Origin of the sequence: Curtobacterium aurantiacum (genome assembly GCF_018598555.1) — a bacterium.
Taxonomy (GTDB): Bacteria; Actinomycetota; Actinomycetes; order Actinomycetales; family Microbacteriaceae; genus Curtobacterium; species Curtobacterium aurantiacum.
This window is the reverse complement of the sequence record NZ_JAHEWN010000001.1, coordinates 157,390-176,054: the sequence shown is the minus strand read 5'-3', so window position 1 is coordinate 176,054 and position 18,665 is coordinate 157,390. Positions and strand designations below refer to the sequence as shown.

The 18,665-nt window shown below is 71.1% G+C and carries 15 protein-coding genes; 8 read left to right on the top strand and 7 right to left on the bottom strand.

Features of this window, described 5'->3' with window-relative positions; genetic code table 11:
• The 3 genes from KK087_RS00855 to rsmI form a co-directional block, all read right to left on the bottom strand.
• Positions 1-933 carry a TatD family hydrolase gene (locus KK087_RS00855; RefSeq protein ID WP_214563889.1) on the bottom strand — a complete coding sequence of 311 codons (933 nt, stop codon included), beginning with the start codon at positions 931-933 and terminating at the stop codon, positions 1-3.
• A complete protein-coding gene (metG, locus tag KK087_RS00850) occupies positions 930-2,498 on the bottom strand; it encodes a methionine--tRNA ligase (RefSeq protein ID WP_214531616.1) in 1,569 nt (522 codons plus the stop codon). Before metG ends, KK087_RS00855 begins: the two co-directional genes overlap by 4 nt.
• Positions 2,499-2,631: 133 nt before the next feature.
• Positions 2,632-3,453: a 16S rRNA (cytidine(1402)-2'-O)-methyltransferase gene (gene rsmI, locus KK087_RS00845; RefSeq protein ID WP_027466054.1), complete on the bottom strand. Its 822-nt coding sequence runs from the start codon at positions 3,451-3,453 to the stop codon at positions 2,632-2,634.
• A gap of 152 nt (positions 3,454-3,605) precedes the next feature.
• On the opposite strand from rsmI, the gene KK087_RS00840 reads away from it, so the two are divergent.
• Complete coding sequence (locus KK087_RS00840) at positions 3,606-5,237, top strand: dolichyl-phosphate-mannose--protein mannosyltransferase (protein WP_214563888.1); 1,632 nt, start codon at positions 3,606-3,608, stop codon at positions 5,235-5,237.
• A gap of 112 nt (positions 5,238-5,349) precedes the next feature.
• Here the strand turns inward: KK087_RS00840 and KK087_RS00835 are convergent, their stop codons facing one another.
• Positions 5,350-6,012: a TetR/AcrR family transcriptional regulator gene (locus KK087_RS00835; RefSeq protein ID WP_214531618.1), complete on the bottom strand. Its 663-nt coding sequence runs from the start codon at positions 6,010-6,012 to the stop codon at positions 5,350-5,352.
• Between the two features lie 159 nt (positions 6,013-6,171).
• Here KK087_RS00835 and KK087_RS00830 point away from each other — a divergent pair, with 159 nt between their 5' ends.
• The 7 genes from KK087_RS00830 to KK087_RS00800 all read left to right on the top strand — a co-directional run bounded on the left by KK087_RS00830 (position 6,172) and on the right by KK087_RS00800 (position 16,683).
• Positions 6,172-8,028, top strand: coding sequence for an MFS transporter (locus KK087_RS00830; RefSeq protein WP_307859903.1), 1,857 nt, complete (start codon positions 6,172-6,174; stop codon positions 8,026-8,028).
• Positions 7,964-8,824 carry a sulfurtransferase gene (locus KK087_RS00825; protein WP_214563887.1) on the top strand — a complete coding sequence of 287 codons (861 nt, stop codon included), beginning with the start codon at positions 7,964-7,966 and terminating at the stop codon, positions 8,822-8,824. Before KK087_RS00830 ends, KK087_RS00825 begins: the two co-directional genes overlap by 65 nt.
• A 53-nt stretch (positions 8,825-8,877) precedes the next feature.
• Positions 8,878-9,945, top strand: a complete 1,068-nt coding sequence (locus KK087_RS00820; protein ID WP_214563886.1) for an NAD-dependent epimerase/dehydratase family protein — start codon at positions 8,878-8,880, stop codon at positions 9,943-9,945.
• A gap of 4 nt (positions 9,946-9,949) precedes the next feature.
• A complete protein-coding gene (locus KK087_RS00815; RefSeq protein ID WP_214563885.1) occupies positions 9,950-10,480 on the top strand; it encodes an AAA family ATPase in 531 nt (176 codons plus the stop codon).
• A gap of 91 nt (positions 10,481-10,571) precedes the next feature.
• The gene (locus tag KK087_RS00810) at positions 10,572-12,404 is read left to right on the top strand and encodes a thioredoxin domain-containing protein (protein WP_214563884.1); all 1,833 of its coding nucleotides are present in this window, start codon (positions 10,572-10,574) and stop codon (positions 12,402-12,404) included.
• 39 nt (positions 12,405-12,443) lie between these two features.
• The gene (hrpA, locus tag KK087_RS00805; protein WP_214563883.1) at positions 12,444-16,295 is read left to right on the top strand and encodes an ATP-dependent RNA helicase HrpA; all 3,852 of its coding nucleotides are present in this window, start codon (positions 12,444-12,446) and stop codon (positions 16,293-16,295) included.
• Between the two features lie 19 nt (positions 16,296-16,314).
• The gene (locus tag KK087_RS00800) at positions 16,315-16,683 is read left to right on the top strand and encodes a VOC family protein (protein ID WP_214563882.1); all 369 of its coding nucleotides are present in this window, start codon (positions 16,315-16,317) and stop codon (positions 16,681-16,683) included.
• On the opposite strand, the gene KK087_RS00795 is transcribed toward KK087_RS00800, so the two are convergent.
• From KK087_RS00795 to KK087_RS00785, 3 genes are all read right to left on the bottom strand, one after another.
• Positions 16,664-17,221 (bottom strand): YbaK/EbsC family protein, encoded by a 558-nt coding sequence (locus KK087_RS00795; protein WP_214563881.1) that lies wholly within the window; start codon positions 17,219-17,221, stop codon positions 16,664-16,666. The genes KK087_RS00800 and KK087_RS00795 overlap by 20 nt on opposite strands.
• Positions 17,222-17,348: 127 nt before the next feature.
• Positions 17,349-18,020, bottom strand: a complete 672-nt coding sequence (locus KK087_RS00790) for a DUF4166 domain-containing protein (protein WP_214563880.1) — start codon at positions 18,018-18,020, stop codon at positions 17,349-17,351.
• On the bottom strand, positions 18,017-18,646 hold the full coding sequence (locus tag KK087_RS00785) for an SRPBCC family protein (RefSeq protein ID WP_250896671.1): 630 nt from the start codon (positions 18,644-18,646) through the stop codon (positions 18,017-18,019). Before KK087_RS00785 ends, KK087_RS00790 begins: the two co-directional genes overlap by 4 nt.
• Positions 18,647-18,665 lie beyond the last annotated feature (19 nt).

The window sequence follows — 18,665 nt, the reverse complement described above, 5'->3', positions numbered from 1 at the left end:
CTACTCGTCCACCGTCACGGGCTCGGCGTCCCACGCGCCGTAGACCAGCTCGGTGTTCGAGGCGATCTGCGCGGCGAGCATCGAGGCGTCCGTGCCGAGCGTCTCCGCCATCGACCGCAGGGTGAGCGGGATGAGGTACGGCGCGTTCGGGCGACCACGGAACGGTGTGGGCGTCAGGAACGGTGCGTCGGTCTCGATCATGATCAGGTGCCGCGGGGCGACGACCAGGGCTTCACGCAGCAGTGCGGCGTTCTTGAACGTCACGGTGCCGGCGAACGACATGTACCAGCCGCGCTCGGCGCAGAGCCGGGCGAGGTCCGGGCCACCGGAGAAGCAGTGGAAGACGGTGCGCTCAGGAGCCCCCACGCGGTCGAGGACCTCGACCACGGCGTCGTGCGCGTCGCGGTCGTGGATCGTCAGCGCGAGGTCGTGCTCCTTCGCGATGCGGATGTGCTCCTCGAACGAACGGACCTGGGCGTCGCGGCCGTCCTCGCCGGTGCGGAAGAAGTCGAGGCCGGTCTCACCGATCGCCCGGACCCGCGGCAGCGCGGCGAGCCGTTCGATGCCGGCGAGGTGCTCGTCGAGCAGCCCCTGTTCCTGCAGCACGGGCGCTTCGTTCGGGTGCAGCGCGACGGCCGCGAGGACTCGGGGCTCCCGAGCGGCGATCGACGCGGACCACTCCGATGTTGCGAGGTCGGTGCCGACCTGCACGACGCCGCGGACGCCGACGCTCGAGGCACGGTCGAGGTGCTCGCGGTACTCGAGCGGGCCGTCACCCCCGTCGCCGACACCGTCGGCGATCTCCATGTGGGTGTGGTTGTCGTACACCGGCACGACGAGCGCCTGGGGCAGTGGCGGGTACGTCAGGTCGCGCTTCGAGCCACCGGACCCCCCGTCGCCGCGGGACCGGACGTGCGACTCGGCGTCGGTCACGCGGAAACCTGCTCGATCCGCGGGAAGAGCCCGCTCTCGAGGGGCACCACGTGCGACGCACCCTGCCACTCGTACGCGCGGTCGACACGCTGCTCGGCGACGGACCCGCCGGCACCGATCGCGGCCCAGAGCTTCTCGGTCGCCTTCGGCATCACCGGGGACAGCAGCACGGTGACGGTGCCGAGGCCGCGGAGCGCGGTGGTCAGGACGGTGCCGAGCCGCTCGCGGTTGGCGTCGTCCTTCGCCAGTGCCCACGGCGCCTGCTCGGTGATGTACCCGTTCAGCGCGTCGACGAGCTCCCACACGCTCGCGATGGCCTCGTGCGGGGCGAAGGCGGCGATGGCGGCGTCGGCACGCTCGGTGACGGAGACGGCCAGGGCGTCGATCGCCTGGTCGGACTCGGTCAGCGACCCGCGCGCCGGGACCTCGCCGTCGCAGTACTTCTGCAGCATGGCGACCAGGCGCGACGCGAGGTTGCCGTAGCCGTTCGCGAGCTCGGCCTGGTAGCGCGCCGAGATGTCTTCCCAGCTGAAGTTGCCGTCCTGCCCGAAGGTGATGGCGCGCAGGAAGTAGTAGCGGAACGCGTCGGACCCGAACGTGTCGGTGATCTCCGACGGCGCGATGCCGGTCAGCTTCGACTTGGACATCTTCTCGCCGCCGACGAGCAGCCAGCCGTGGCCGAACACGCGCTCCGGCACGGGCAGCCCAGCGGCCATGAGCATCGCCGGCCAGATGACGGCGTGGAAGCGGGCGATGTCCTTGCCGACGATGTGCACGCTCGGCCACAGGCGCCGGAAGGCCTCGTCGTCCTCGGTGCCGTAGCCGAGCGCCGTGACGTAGTTGAGCAGGGCGTCGAACCACACGTAGAGCACGTGGTCGCTGTCCCACGGGATCTTGATGCCCCAGTCGAAGCTGGAACGCGAGATCGACAGGTCGCGGAGCCCCTGCTTGACGAACGAGATGATCTCGTTGCGGACGCTCTCCGGCTGGATGAACAGCGGGTTCGACTCGTACAGGTCGAGCAGGCGCTGCTCGAAGTCGGACATGCGGAAGAAGTAGTTGCGCTCGGACAGCACCTCGACCGGGATCGAGTGGATCGCGCAGACCTGCTGCCCCTCGTACGCACCGGTGCCGGCGACCAGGTCGCTCGGCTGCTTGTACTCCTCGCAGCCCACGCAGTAGAAGCCCTCGAACTCGCCGGCGTAGATGAAGCCGTCGTCGTAGAGCTTCTGGAGGAACGCGGTCACACCACGCTCGTGCCGCTCGTCGGTGGTGCGGATGAAGTCGTCGTTGGCGACGTCGACCGTGTCGAGGAGCGGCTTCCACGCGTCCTTGACCAGCCGGTCGGCCCATTCCTGGGGCGAGACGTCGTTCGCCGAGGCGGTGCGCAGGATCTTCTGGCCGTGCTCGTCGGTGCCGGTGAGCAGCCAGGTGTCGTCGCCGCGCTGTCGGTGCCAGCGCGCGAGGAAGTCCGCGGCGACCTCGGTGTAGGCGTGCCCGATGTGGGGCACGTCGTTCACGTAGAAGATCGGCGTGGTGATGCTGAACGAGGACCCGTCGGACATGCCGACCATCCTACGGGCGCGCGGAACCCCGATGACGCGCGCGGCGGTGGACTGTGGAGAACCGGGTCCTGGAGGCCCGTGGCGGGCCCGCCCCGCGCCTCCCGACCGACGGGCGCGAACGTGACGAGCCCGCTCAGCGTGCCGCGAGCGCCCCCTCGTACAGGTCCCGCTTCGACAGCCCGGTCGCGTCCGCGACCGCCGCGGCGGCCTCCTTCATGCGCATGCCCGCGGCCACCCGCTCGAGCACCAGCCGGACGCCGTCGTCGAGCGTCGCTTCCTCGGTGGCCTCGGCGGCTCCGGCGACGACGATGCAGATCTCGCCCCGCACGCCCTCGGACGCCCACGTGACGAGTTCGTCGAGTGGCCCGCGACGGACCTCTTCGTACAGTTTGGTGAGTTCGCGGCAGACCGCCGCCCGACGGTCGCCCCCGAACCCGACGGCCATGTCCGCCAGGGTCTCGGCCAGCCGGTGCGGCGACTCGAAGAACACCATCGTGCGCTGCTCCCCCGCCAGCGCCTGGAACGCCCGGCGGCGCTCCCCTGCCTTGCGGGTCGGGAACCCCTCGAACGTGAAGCGGTCGGTGGGCAGCCCGGACACGGCGAGCGCCATGAGCACGGCCGACGGCCCGGGCAGGGCGGTGACGGTGACCCCGGCTGCCGCGGCGGCCTCGACGAGCGGGAAGCCCGGGTCGCTGATCGCGGGCATCCCGGCGTCGGTGAGGACGACGACGTCCTCGTCGCGGGCGAGCTCGACGACCTCGGACGCCTTCGCCCGCTCGTTGTGCTCGTGCAGGGCGATGAGCCGCGGACGGTTCTCGATGCCGAGGGCGCGCATGAGGTGGATGGCGGTCCTGGTGTCCTCCGCCGCGACGACCGTGGCGTTGGAGAGGGTCTCGACGAGACGGCGCGAGGCGTCCCCGAGGTTGCCGATGGGCGTTGCAGCGAGGACGATCACGCACCCATTGTCCCCGCACGACGACGCCGGCGTGGCCCGGCGAGGCCCGGCGAGGCCCGGCGCGGCGACAGCGGCGTCGCCCGACGCGGCCGCGCGACGCGAGCAGCCCCGACGCAGCGGGGACCTGCGGTCGATCCGTAGGATGCTCAGCGATGACCAGCGAGCTGACCGACGACAGCACGGCCGTGCCCGGCGGGCCGGTCGGCTCGCGCCTCGACGACTGGTGGGGGCGCGTGTTGTCGACGTCCCGGCGGGTCGCCGTGTGGCGGTGGACGGGGCCCCTCGCGGTGACGCTGCTCGCCGCAGTGCTGCGACTGGTGAACCTCGGCACCCCGCACTCGCTGGTGTTCGACGAGACGTACTACGTCAAGGACGGCTGGTCGATCGTGCACCTCGGGTACGAGGGCACCTGGCCCGCGAACCCGAGCGGCGACACCGCCCCGACGACCGACGACCGGTTCGTGCGCGGCGAGACGGACATCTTCACGAGCGCCGCGGAGTTCATCGCGCACCCGCCGCTCGGCAAGTACCTGATCGGCCTCGGCATGCTGCTGTTCGGCGCGGACAACGCGTTCGGCTGGCGCTTCACCGTGGCGGTGCTCGGCATCGCGACGGTGTTCCTCACCGCCGTGATCGCCCGCTCGCTGTTCCGCTCGACCATGATCGGCACGCTCGCCGGCTTCCTGCTCGCGATCGACGGGCAGGCCATCGTGATGTCGCGGGTGACACTGCTCGACGGCATCCTGACCTTCTTCGTGGTCCTGGGGTTCGGGGCGCTGCTGCTCGACCGGCGGCACAGTCAGCGGCGGCTCGACGAGTGGGTCGCGTCGCGGGCAGCCGAAGGGCGGCCGACCCTGTGGGGCCCGGTCCTCTGGTGGCGGCCGTGGCTGTTCGCGATGGGGCTGGCCCTGGGGCTCGCGACCGCGACGAAGTGGTCGGGGCTGTACTTCCTGGCGTTCTTCGCCGTGTACTCCGTGCTGAGCGACATGATGATGCGACGCCGCGACGGGGTCGAGTTCTGGTCGTCGAGCGCGCTGCTGCAGCAGGCACCGGTGTCGTTCCTGCTGACCGTGCCGATCGCCGCGGTGACCTACGTCGCGTCGTGGACCGGCTGGTTCGTGTCGAAGGACGGCTGGGACCGCAACTGGCTGGCCTCGGGCGGCGATCGGTGGACGGGCGTGCTGGCCTGGGTGCCGGACAGCCTGCAGAACTGGTGGCACTACCAGTCGGAGATCTACAACTTCAACATCGGGCTGCAGACACCGCACTCGTACCAGGCGAACCCGCTGCTCTGGCTCGTGATGCAGCGGCCCACGTCGATGTTCTACGTCGGCACGGACGCCGGTCAGGACGGCTGCTGGGCGAACCGGTGCGGCGAGGCGATCACCGGCATCGCGAACCCGTTCATCTGGTACGCCTCGGTCATCGCGACGGTGGCCCTGCTCGTGCTCTGGATCCTGCGACGGCGGTGGGAGTACGGCTTCGTCCTGCTCGGCGTCGCCGCGGGCTACCTGCCCTGGCTGATGTACGTCGACCGGACGGTGTTCCAGTTCTACACGATCGCCTTCGAGCCCTTCATGGTGATGGCGCTGGCGGCGGCGATCGGGTTGGTGCTCGGGTCACGGAGCGACGAACGCTCGCGCAGGTCGCGGGCGATCCTCTGGGTCGCCGTGTACCTGGGCGTCGTCGTGCTCGCGTCGGTCTACTGGTACCCGATGTGGACGGCGATGCAGGTGCCGTGGGACTTCGTCCGGTCGCACTACTGGGTCCCCAGCTGGCTGTAGCCGGTCTGGCAGGTCGGCCGGTCACGGCCGTCGCGCTGGGCGCTCTGGTGACGACCACCGCCGGACGGGAGGCCCGTGGCGGCGCCGCCACGGGCCTCCCGTGAGTCAGTGGTCAGGACTGCGCGTGCAGCGCGCGCTCGATCGACTCACGGTCGAGCGGGGCGCCGAGCATCGGCGCGGTGTCGTCGGTGCCCGGCAGGACGCCCTGGACCAGGAGTTCCGCGTAGCGGCGCCAGGCATTGGGGTCGTGCTCGCGGGTGGCGTCGGCGACCGCACCGACCATCGCGGTGAGCATCGGCAGGTCGCGGGAGTCGAACCCGGCGCGGACGACGCCGGCGGTCTCGGCGCGGCCGATGATGGCGGCGACCTGGCGTTCGAGTCGATCGCGTTCCTGCACGATCGACGGACGTGCCTTCCCGGCACGGACGATGGCGTCGGCGAGCGCGCGGTCACGGGCGCGGAACTCGAAGACGCCCATCAGGTAGACCCGGAGCGCCTCGCGCGGATCGGACACGTCGGCTGCTCGTGACGCGGCGTCGTTCATCGCCTCGAACTTGGTGGCGAGCAGCGCCTCGATCAGGGAGTCCTTGTCGGCGAACCGGCGGTAGACGGTGCCGACGCCCACGCCGGCTTCGTGTGCGATGTCGTTCAGCGTGACCGAGAGCCCGCGCTCCGCGAAGCACTTGCGTGCCGTCTGCAGGATCAACTCGCGGTTGCGTGCGGCGTCGGCGCGCAGCGGTCGCTCGAGGTCGGATGCGGACTCGGTGGTGCTCACGTTCCGACCGTAGTTGCACTTTCTGGGAACAAGTGGATGCCCTCCTTCCGTTTCGGTCTACACTGACGACAAACGGATGCCCTGCATCCGGTTCCGCTCTCCGGAGTGCCCGACGGCGCGCGCTCCTTCTCCCCTCCAACCATCTCCGAGGAGGCTGCCGTGACGGCAGAACACACCGTGCCGACCCCCACCGGGGCAGCACCCACGACTCCGGGCGCCACCCCCGCCAAGAGCAACCGCCGCTGGATCGCCCTGGCGGTCATCGCCCTCGCCCAGCTGATGGTCGTGCTCGACGCGACCATCGTGAACATCGCCCTGCCCTCGGCCCAGGCCGACCTGGACTTCGGCACCGACCAGCGGCAGTGGATCGTCACCGCGTACTCGCTGGCGTTCGGTTCACTGCTGCTGCTCGGTGGGCGCCTCGGCGACCTGTTCGGGCGCAAGAACACCTTCATCATCGGACTCGTCGGCTTCGCCGTCGCATCGGTGCTCGGCGGCCTCGCTGACTCGTTCGGCCTCCTCGTCGCGGCCCGCGCGCTGCAGGGCGTCTTCGGTGCGCTCCTCGCGCCGTCCGCCCTCGGCATGCTGACCACGACGTTCCGCGACCCGAAGGAGCGCGGTCGCGCCTTCGGCATCTTCGGGTCCATCGCCGGCTCGGGTGCCGCCATCGGCCTACTCCTCGGCGGCGTGCTGACCGAGTACGCGTCGTGGCGCTGGTGCCTCTACGTCAACGTCGTCTTCGCCGTGCTCGGCGTGATCGGCGCCCTCGTCTTCATGGAGAAGCCGCCGAAGGTCGAGCGTCCGCGCATCGACGTCCTCGGGGTCATCACCATCACGCTCGGCCTGGTCGGCGTCGTCTACGGGTTCTCGAACGCCGAGACCAACGGCTGGGACTCCCCGGTCACCATCGCGATGCTCGCCGGAGGTGTCGTCCTGATCGCCGCCTTCGTGTTCATCGAGACCCGCGTCGCACACCCGCTGCTGCCGTTGCGCGTCGTGCTCGACCGTGACCGCGGCGGTTCGTTCATCGCGATCGGCCTGGTCGCGATCGGCATGTTCGGGATCTTCCTGTTCCTGACCTACTACCTCGAGCAGACCCTCGGGTTCAGCTCGCTGCAGACCGGGCTCGCGTTCCTGCCGATGCCGGTGTCGATCATGATCTCGGCGACGCAGATCGGCGGTCGCCTGCTGCCGCGCGTCGGGCCGAAGGTGCTCATCTTCGCCGGTGGCCTGGTCGCCGCGACGGGGCTGCTGCTGCTCCTGCGCACCGATCTCGACAGCTCGTACGCGGGCACCGTCATGCCGGCACTGATCGTGATCGGGCTCGGCATGGGCACGATCTTCTCGTCGGCCATGAACACCGCGACGACCGGGGTCGCCCGCGCCGACGCCGGTGTGGCATCGGCGACGGTCAACACCATGCAGCAGATCGGCGGCTCGATCGGCACGGCGCTGCTGTCGACGATCTTCGCCGACGTCGTGGCGAACAGCCTGTCCGGGCTGTCCGCCGCCCCGACGAAGCTGCAGCAGGCCCAGGCGACGCTCGACGGGTACCACGCGGCGTTCGGCATCTCGGCCGGGGTGCTCGTGCTCGTCGCCCTCGCCGGAGGCCTGCTCATCAACCGGCAGTCGGTGCGGGTCGAGCGGCTCGCCCGCGCCGGATCCGCCACGACCGGGAGCATCCCCGCCGAAGCGCAGCGCCAGTGTCAGTGCGCCGCGGCGGGGACTGACGCCGAACGACATCGTCGTCGTCGTACGACGGCGACATCGTCGCTCCGTGCACGCGCCGCCTGTTGCACGCGCGCGGGTACGACGGAGTCGATGTCGTACGACGACGACACCGTCGTTCCACGTCGGCAGCGCATCCCGCACGCACCCCGCCCGCACCCCCGGTTGCGCCGTGTGTCCAAGACACTGGCCCACGTCAGGGGTGCAGATTATGGTGGCCCGCATGGCCCCCGTCCTGACCTCACCACTCGTGTCGACGCAGTGGCTCGCAGACCACCTCGGTGCTGACGAGCTCGTCGTGCTCGACGCCTCGGTGCACACGGTCGGGGTCGGGTTCGAGACCACCTGGCTTCCCGGACGGGATGCCCACGAGCAGCGCGGCCACGTCCCCGGCGCCCGCTTCGCCGACCTGATCGACGACTTCTCCGCGCCGGACGCCGACGTCCCGTTCAGCCGCCCCGGCGCCGAGCGCTTCGAGGTCGCCGCGGCTCAGCTCGGCGTGACGAACACGTCGACGGTCGTGGTCTACGACGACAGCGTCGGCGAGTGGTCGGCACGGCTGTGGTGGATCTTCCGCTCGTTCGGCTTCGACTCGGTCGCGGTGCTCGACGGCGGCTTCCCGAAGTGGCGGGACGAGGGCCGTCCGGTGCGGGTCGGCGCACTCCGTACGCCCGCCGGGCCGACCGACCCCGACGCCGGTGCGTTCCTCGCCGGTGAAGAGCGCGCACTCTGGGCCGACCACGACCGCGTCAACCGTGCTGTCTCGGGCGAAGAGCCGGCCTCCCTGGTGTTCGCCGCGCCCTGGGCCGCCCTCGGTGACGACCACCCGCCGATCGTCCCGGGCAGCACCCCGATCACCGCGGACACCCTGGTCAACCCTGAGACGAACGCGTACCTGCGTGGCGCCGAACTCGAGAAGGCCTTCGCAGCCGTGATCGGTGCCGACGAGATCGTGACGTACTGCGGCGTGGGCAGCGCCGCGTGCGTCGACGCCCTCGCGCTGACGGTGCTCGGGCACGACCGGGTGAAGGTCTACGACGGCTCGCTGGCCGACTGGTGGCAGCACGAGCAACTCGCCTCCTGACGGCACGGCCGGCCGAGCAAGGACCGGCAGTCGAGCCGCACTACCGTTGCACCATGAGCACCAGACGCGCGGTCATCCTCGGCGGCACCGGCGGGATCGGCTCCGCCGTCGCTCGTGAACTCCTCGACGCCTCGGGCCGGGGCGGCGACGAGTGGCAGGTCGACGTCCTCGCACGCCGAGGTAGCCCCGCCGCGGATGCACTGACGGCCTCCGGCGCCACGTTCACGTCCGGCGACCGCCGCGACCGCTCCGTCCTGCGTGACCTGCTGCGCCCCGGAGCCGACCTGCTCGTCGACACCGTCGGTGTGACGCGTGACGACGCCCAGCAGCTCCTGCCGTTCCTCGAGGACGTCGGCTCGACGGTCTTCGTCTCGTCCAAGGCCGTCTACGCCGACGAGCAGGGCCGGCACGCGAACTCGCTCGACAAGCCGGTGTTCGGCGGCGCGGTCACCGAGATCCAGCCCACGGTCACCGCCGGGGACGGTGACCCGACGAGTCGTGACGGGTACGGCGCCGCGAAGGTGGCGGCCGAGCAGGTCCTGCTCGACCACGGTGCCCCGGTCACGGTGCTCCGCCCGTCGAAGGTGTACGGCGTCGGCATCGGCCGCCCGCGGGAGTGGTTCGTCGTCCGCCGTGTGCTCGACGGCCGGGAGCGCATCCTGCTCGCCGACCACGGCCGCGGCATCGACCACACGACGGCGGCGAGCGGCATCGGTTCGCTCGTCCGACTCGTGGCGGACGCACCGGACCGCCGGATCCTCAACGTCGCGGACGCCTCTGCACCGACCGTGCTCGAGATCGTCCGCACGATCGCCGGGCACCTGGACCACCGGTTCGACGAGGTCCTGCTCGACGAGGACGCGCCCGCCTTCGTCGGCGGCACGCCCTGGTCGTCGCCGTCGCCGTTCGTCCTCGACACCACGGCGGCACGTGCCCTGGGCTGGGAACCGCCGGAGTTCCGGACCGCCGTCGCCCCGGAGCTGGCTTGGCTGGTCGAGACCGCGCACGCGACGCCCGCCGACGGCGACGTCCCGTGGGCCGACGACCCGTTCTGGGACCACATGTTCGACTACGGCCCCGAGGACGCCGCACTCGCGCTCCTCTCCCTCAACCTGGGCTGACACGGTGCTCCGGTCCGAGGTCCTGTTCATCGGCGGACGTTCCGGCGTGGGCAAGTCCACGGCGGCCGAGGCACTGCACGACCTGCTCGTCGCGGCGGACGTCCGGCACGCGGTGATCGAGGGCGACGTGCTCGACCTCGCGCACCCGGCACCGCACGTCGAACACCCCGAGGTGCACCTGGCCGAGCGGAACCTGGCCACGATCTGGGCTGGCTACCGGGCGATCGGTCACCACCGGCTCGTCTACACGAACACCGTGTCCGTGCTCGAGCACGAGCGCCTCGCTGCAGCGATGGGCGACGATCCGCTGGTGCGCGTCGTCCTGCTCCGCGCATCCGACGACACGACTGCCGACCGGCTCGCACGACGAGCGCGTGGTGCGGTCCCGCAGGCGCAGCTCGCGCACGGCACGCGGACGGCCGGGAGGCTCGACTCGGCCACCGCGGACACGGTCACCCGGGTGGACACCGACGGCCAGAGCCCCGCCCAGGTGGCCGCACGGCTCGCGTCGATCACGGGGTGGCTCGAGCGCTGATCTCCCCGCTCGGCCTGTGCAGAGCGGCCGTCCCGTCCACAGAAGTCCCCGGGCGGTGGTCCGCCCAGTCTCGGGCGGGCACGCTGGAGCCATGAACGACAACCGCCTCGGCACCTCGGTCAGCCCGTACCTGCGTCTGCACGCCGACAACCCCGTCGACTGGCGCGAGTGGGGTCCCGACGCGTTCGCCGAGGCGCGCGAGCGCGGGGTCCCGGTCCTCGTGTCCGTCGGGTACGCCACGTGCCACTGGTGCCACGTCATGGCGCGCGAGAGCTTCGCCGACCCGGAGATCGGCGATCTGCTCCGGCGGGACTTCGTGTCGGTGAAGGTCGACCGCGAAGAACGGCCGGACATCGACGCGAGCCTGATGGCCTCGGCGAGTGCGTTCACGCAACAGCTCGGCTGGCCGCTGACGACGTTCCTGACCCCGGACGGCCACGTGTTCTTCGCGGGGACGTACTTTCCACCCACTCCGGTCGGGCAGGTCCCGGCGTTCCGGCAGATCCTGGCCGCGGTGCTCGACGCCTGGACCGAGCGTCGGCACGAGGTCGACGCGAACGCCTCGGCCATCGCGACGGCGATCCGGCAGGGCGCCGTGGCGGACGCAGCCACCCGCTCGGGCGAGGGCGGTGCCGGAGCCGACCCGGGCCTCCCGTCCGTCGAGGCCATCCGGGCCGTCACGGACCAGCTGTCCGGGGCAGAGGACACCACCTACGGGGGTTTCGGCGGCGCGCCGAAGTTCCCGAGCACACCGTTGCTCGAGTTCCTCGCAGACGCGGCGGCCGACGGCGACGCCGAGGCCGACGGGCTGCTCGACCGGTCGTTGCACGCGATCCGCGCGTCCGAGCTGACCGACGCCGACGGCGGCGTCTTCCGGTACGCCACCAAGCGTGACTGGAGCGTGCCGCACTACGAACGGATGCTCTACGACAACGCGGGGCTGCTCGCGGTCGCGGGTGCCGAGCAGGCCCGCGGCATCGCCGACTTCCTCCGGGACACCCTGCGCCGTACCGACGGGGCGTTCGTCGCCGCGCAGGACAGCGAGTCGACCATCGACGGCCGTCGGGTCGAGGGCGAGTGGTACCGGCGACCGGTCGCCGAGCGGGCCCAGCTCGACCCGCCACCGCTGGACGACCAGGTCCTCACGGGCTGGAACGGCCTGGCGATCCGGGGGCTCGCGATCGCCGGCGCACGGCACGGCGACCCGGAACTCGTCGCGCTCGCGCGGGGAGCGGCCGACGCGGTCCTCGCCGCGCACGTGCAGGACGGCCACGTGACGGTGCGGTCCAGCACACCGCGCGGGGTCTCCTCTGCACCGGCCACCGTCGAGGACGTCGGACTGCTCGCCGAAGGGCTGCTCGAACTGGCCCTGGTGACGGGCGAGGTCTCCTACGCGACCGTCGCACGCTCGCTGGTCGACGACGGCCTGGCCGAGCGCTTCGACGTCGACCCGGTGCTCGCCGCCGCGGGCACGGCCACGGGGGAACAGCCGCAGACCGCGATGCGGTCCGGCACCGTGGCCCTGGCGGCGGCGGCCGCGACGCTGGCGGCGCTGACGGGTGACGACGCGCTGCGAGGCGCCGCGGCGCGACTCGTCGCCGACCGAGCCCGCACCGGGACCGAGCGTCCCCTCGGCCATGCGGATGCCCTGGGCGTCGCCCTCGCCCTGCAACGACCCTCACGCGAGGTGGTCGTCGTCACGAGCGACGTCGACGACCCGATGCGGGCCGTGGCGTTCCGGGGTCGGCGCCCCGGCACGGTCGTCGTCGCCGCGACCCCGGAACAGGCTCGCGACTGGGCCGCGGAAGGGTTCTCGCTGCTCGAGGGGCGGGATTCCCTCGACCCTGCCGCGTACGTCTGCCACGACCGGGTCTGCGCGCTGCCGTCCCGGTCGGTGGACGTCCTCTCCCAGCAGATCGCCTGACGACGTTCCGGTCCGCCACGCCTGTAAGCTGGAATGCTCATGTCTTCCCCGCTGCCCGTCATCACGTACCCGCCCGAACTGCCGGTCTCGCAGCGGCGGGACGACATCGCGGCTGCCATCCGTGACAACCAGGTGGTCATCGTCGCCGGGGCCACCGGCTCGGGCAAGACGACGCAGCTGCCGAAGATCTGCCTCGAGCTCGGTCGTGAGCACATCGGGCACACCCAGCCCCGCCGGATCGCGGCGCGGACCATCGCCGAACGTGTGGCGGAAGAACTGGGCGGCGGGGAGCTCGGCGGACTCGTCGGCTACCAGGTCCGCTTCACCGACAAGGTGAGCTCCGAGACCCGCGTGAAGCTGATGACCGACGGCATCCTGCTGAACGAGATCCACTTCGACCGCGACCTGAAGCGGTACGACACGATCATCATCGACGAGGCGCACGAGCGGTCCCTGACGATCGACTTCCTGCTCGGCTACCTGAAGCGGCTGCTCCCCCGCAGGCCGGACCTCAAGCTCATCATCACGAGTGCGACGATCGACCCCGAGTCGTTCTCCAAGCACTTCGACGACGCCCCGATCATCGAGGTGTCCGGCCGCACCTACCCGGTCGAGATCCGGTACCGCCCGCTGGTCGCCGAAGACCAGGACGACGACGCCGACGACGAGTCGGACTCGCGCACCGGGGACAGCGGCAACGCGGCCGACGACCGCGACACCCTGCAGGGCATCACCGACGCTCTCGACGAGCTGGCACAGGAGGACCCGGGCGACGTCCTCGTGTTCCTGTCCGGTGAGAACGAGATCCGCGACGCGCAGGACGCGATCGAGGGCAAGCGCTACCAGGGCACCGAGGTCCTGCCGCTGTACGGACGGTTGTCCGCCGCCGACCAGCACCGGGTGTTCGAGCGCCGGAACACCCCCGGCATCCGTCGCCGCGTGGTCCTCGCGACGAACGTCGCCGAGACCTCGCTGACGGTGCCCGGCATCAAGTACGTCATCGACACGGGTACGGCGCGCATCTCCCGGTACTCCCCACGTGCCAAGGTGCAGCGCCTGCCGATCGAGGCGATCTCGCAGGCCAGCGCCAGCCAGCGCTCCGGTCGAGCGGGCCGCACGAGTGCCGGCATCGCGATCCGGCTCTACTCGGAGGACGACTTCGGCCGACGCCCCGAGTACACCGACCCCGAGATCCTCCGCACGAACCTCGCCGCGGTGATCCTGCAGATGATCTCGCTCGGGTTCGGTGACATCGAGTCGTTCCCGTTCCTGCAGCCGCCGGACAGCCGAGGCGTGAAGGACGGCCTCGACCTGCTGCGCGAACTCCGAGCCGTCGACAAGGACGGTCGCATCACGAAGTCCGGGCGACAGCTCACCCGGCTGCCGATCGACCCCCGCCTCGGTCGCATGGTGCTCGAGGCCGGGCGGCAGGGCGTCGGGCGCGAGGTCATCGCCATCGTCAGCGCCTTGAGCATCCAGGACCCCCGCGAACGCCCGCTCGAGAAGCGTGCGCACGCCGACCAGCTGCACGCCCGGTTCGCCGACCCGACCAGCGACTTCCTCACCCTGCTGAACCTCTGGAACCACATCGAGGAGCAGCAGGAGGACCTGTCGTCGAGCGCGTTCCGACGGTTGTGCAAGGCCGAGTTCCTGAACTACCTGCGCATCCGCGAGTGGCAGGACCTGTACCGGCAGCTCTCCCGCGCCGCCAAGCAGGTCGACGTGCGGGTGGGGCAGGCCCGCTCCGACGACGGCGACGCCGTGCACCGTGCGCTGCTCTCCGGACTCCTCAGCCAGATCGGGCTGCGCGACCGCGAGAAGCGCGACTACCTCGGCTCGCGGAACACCCGGTTCGTGGTGTTCCCGGGCAGTGTCCTGGCGAAGAAGCAGCCCGACGCCGTGATGGCCGCCGAGCTCGTCGAGACGAGCCGGCTGTTCGCCCGGACCGTCGGCCGGATCGACCCCGCCTGGGTGGAGCCGCTCGCCGGCGACCTGCTCAAGCGCACCTACGGCGAACCGCACTGGGAGAAGAAGCAGGGCGCCGTCGTCGCGTACGAGCGGGTGACCCTGTTCGGCGTCCCGATCGTGCAGCGACGTCGCGTGCAGTACTCGCGGATCGCCCCGGAGCACTCCCGCGAGCTCTTCATCCGGCACGCCCTGGTCGAGGGCGAGTGGGACTCACAACAGGCCTTCGACCGTGCCAACCGGAAGCTCCGCAAGGAACTCGAGCAGCTCGAGGAGCGCACTCGGCGCCGCGACATCCTGCTCGACGACGAGAACGTCTACGAGTTCTACGACGCCCGCATCCCGGCCGACGTCGCCACCACCCGAGACTTCGAGGGGTGGTGGCGGACGACCCGCCGCGAGCAGCCGGACCTGCTCACGATGCGCCGGTCCGACCTGCTCGACGAGTCAGCGGCCGAGGCCGCCGAGGACGACGTCGAGTACCCGACCCAGTGGCGGAGCGGTGACCAGCGCCTCGCCATCCAGTACCGCTTCGAGCCCGGCGCCCAGGACGACGGCGTCAGTGTGCAGGTCCCCCTCGCGCTCTTGCCCCGGATGCGCGAAGAGGGCTTCGACTGGCAGGTCCGGGGCCTCCGCAAGGAACTCGTCACGGCGCTCATCAAGTCGCTGCCGAAGCAGATCCGCAAGAACGTCGTGCCGGCTGCCGACTGGGCTGAGAAGATCGTCGCCGAGCTGCCCGACGACGCCCCCACCGAGCCGACGGAGTCGTTCCGCGCCACGCTCGCCAAGGCGATCCAGCGCATGACCTACGTGCCGGTCTCCGAGTCCGACTTCGACCTGTCCCGCGTCCCGGCACACCTGCTGCCGACGTGGGCCGTGGTCGACGAGCGGGGTCGCCGCGTCGAGACCGGCAAGGACCTGTCGGCCCTGCAGACCAAGCTCAAGGACCGGACCCAGCAGAGCGTCGCCTCCGCCACGGCGAAGGGCGCGGGACGGACAGGAGGCGCGGCTCGCGTCGCATCCGCCGGCGCCGGTCGCCCGCTGGAACAGTCCGGACTCACCGCCTGGCCCGACCAGGACCTGCCGCAGACCCTCGACACCAAGCAGGCGGGCGGCGTCATCCGCGCCTACCCGTCCCTGGTGGAAGAGGGCACCGGTCCGAAGGCCACCGTCGGGGTGCAGCTCCTCGCGACCCCGTCCGACCGGATCGTGACGATGCCCGCCGGGGTCCGTCGCCTGGTGATGCACGCGGTGCCCTCGCCGGTGTCGTACATCCAGTCGCACCTGACCGCCAAGGAGAAGCTCGCGCTCGCCGCCAGCCCCTACCCGTCGACCGCCGCACTGTTCGACGACGTCCTGGCGGCCGTCGTCGACGCCGGCATCCGCCGCGCGCACCCGGACGGCCTGGTCTTCACGAAGGCCGAGTTCGAGTCGGTCCGCGATGCCGTGTCCTCCACCGTCGTCGACACCATGTTCACCGCGGTGTCCGAGGTCGCGGCCGTCCTCGCGGCGCAGCGCTCAGCCGAACGGGCGCTCAAGCAGGCGAACTCGGTGTCGCTGCTCGCCGCGCTCAGCGACATGCGGCAGCAGATGGAGCGCCTGGTGTTCCCCGGGTTCGTCGCCGTGGCGGGGCTCGACCGCCTGCGCCGTGTCCGCGTGTACCTGCAGGGCATCGAGGCCCGTGTGCAGAAGCTGCTGCAGAACCCCGGGCGCGACGCGACCTGGATGCGCGAGGTCACCGTGGCGACCGACCGCTACACCGACGCCGGCGGCACCTTCCCGCCCGCCGTCGGCGCGCACCCCGAGCTCGTGCATGCCCGGTGGATGCTCGAGGAGTTCCGACTCAGCCTGTTCGCGCAAGAACTCGGGACCGCCGAGACCGTCTCGTTGCAGCGGATCACGAAGGCCCTGACCGCCGCACGCTGATGGGGCTACCGTTTCGGCCATGATCGGCACACTCGACGTCGTCGTCCTCGACTGCTCGGACACCCGCGCCCTCGCCCGCTTCTACGCCGAGATGCTCGGCGGGGAGATCGTCGGCGACGACGAGGACTGGGCGGAGATCGCCCTCCCCTTCACCGACCACCGTCCGATCCTGGCCTTCCAGCAGGTCGACGACTACCGGGCGCCCGAGTGGCCCGGTCAGACGGTCCCGCAGCAGAGTCACCTCGACGTGAAGGTCGACGACCTCGACGACGGCGAGGCCGCGGTGCTCGCGATCGGTGCGACGGCTACCGGGTCGGGCACGGAGACGTTCCGCGTCTACCTCGATCCCGCGGGGCACCCGTTCTGCCTCATCCGTCCGTCGGACTGACCGGTTCGGTGGCCAGGCCCTCCACCACGGTGACGTTCGGCAGCGCAGTGAGGGCGGCGCCGGGCAGGAACAGTTTCGCGGCACGACGCCCGGCGCCGATGACGACCTCGGGCGCATCGAGGACGCGCGCGTCGATGTAGAGCGGCCACGACGACGGCAGCCCGATCGGGGTGATGCCGCCGTACTCCATGCCGGTCAACTCGACCGCCTCGTCCATCGGCGCGAAGCTCGCCTTGCGGACGTCGAGCAGCTGCTTCACGACGCGGTTCAGGTCGAGCTTCGTCGATGCCAGGACCACACAGGCGGCGTAGCGGACCTCGTCGCCGCGCTTCCCTGCGACGACGATGCAGTTCGCGCCCCCGGCCAGCGGGTAGCCGTAGGCCTCCGAGAACGCCGCGGTATCGGCCAAGTCGGCGTCGATCGGTGCGCCCTCGATCTTCATGACGACCTCGCTCGGCAGCGCGACGAGGGCTTCGGCGACGGGGATGGCCAGGAATCCGGTGGCGACCAGGGCGGGAACACGTTCGAGCGTCGGCATGGCTCCACCGTAGGGAAGCGATCCCGCACGAGGGTGGAGCCTGCAGATCAGCCAGGCCCAGCGAACGGCTTCCACACGACCCGGCTGCTGGGCGAGCTCGAGGACCTGTTCGCCGACCCGTCCTGGCTCAGGTCCTGAGTTCGGTCCGCCGGGGCTTCAACCGCTCGGGGGCGTCGGTCGCCGGGACCCACTCGCACGTGAAGGTCCCGCGGTAGCCGAACAGGAACCCGAACAGCGCGTTGTGCACCTCGAGGTCGACGTGGAACGACTCGTCCTCGTCGGACCAGTACTCGTGCAGCGTGGCCCGGCCGCTGCAGAGCATCGGGAACCGGAAGGCGATCGGCCCCTCGTAGAAGCGCTGGGCGTCCGAGGTGAGCACCAGCCCGCCCCGGTCGTCGACCTCGAGGTCGAGGTCCACCGCGAGGTGCTGGTGCGAACCGAGGTAGTCCAGCACCCGTCCGTCGGCGAGGACCATGGTGGCGTCGAAACGCGCGGTGCGACCAGGCCGGGTCGTGTAGGTGCGCACGAAGGTCACGGTCTCGCGGCCGTGCGCATCCCGGTACGGGTAGTTCTCGATCGTGAACGGCACGTCGTCGCCGACGTCGGGGACCAGGATGTTCCGGAGCCGTCCGATCTGCAGGAACGGCACGGTCCACCACGGACCGCGGCGGATCGACGTCATCACCCCGCGCCCGATGCACGCTTCGGCAGCGTCGAGGCCGACGCCGAACCGCCGTTGCATCATCGGGTGCAACCGCTGGAAGTCGGCGCCGAGCGCCTCCTCGAACACGGAACTCATCGGTGCTCCCCCGGGTCGGGCAGGGCGGCCAGCGTCGCCGGCGCATCGTGCAGGTGGTCGCCCCGTCGGGTGCCGCCACGAGGTGCGCGGGACGACCGGGAGGCCCGTGGCCGGTCCCGGCGCCACACCTGCAGCACACTCGTGAGCGGCCAGCCCTCCGGATCACCACCGCCCTCGAGCCAGACGCGGAGCCGGTCGAAGCTCCACGCCGTCGCCCACCCGAGCAGCGGCCGGACGACGAGGTCGAGCACACCCCACCCGGCGTCGTAGTCGTACCCCGTGATGAACCGGGTGCGGCCGTCGTCGGTCGGGACGTACTTCCAGTACCCGCGGCCGTGCCGGATCGGCGACAGGGGGTCCCGGGTGGAGAAGCGCAGTGCCGACGTCCGTGTGCCGTCCGACCGGCGTCGCTCGCCGATGCTCACACCGGTGCCGTGGACGTCGTGCACGGCTGACCGCCGGACGTAGGTGAAGCGGGCGGCTCCGTCGGTGTCGGCCGGTTCGGGGACGATCTCCGAGAACCGGACGTCCCACCGCACGTGCTGCCGCGGATCCTGCGTCGCAGCCCAGACCCGTTCGACGTCCGCGTCGATGATCGTCTCGACGTAGATGCCCCGGTTGCCCACACCCCGATCGTAGAACCCC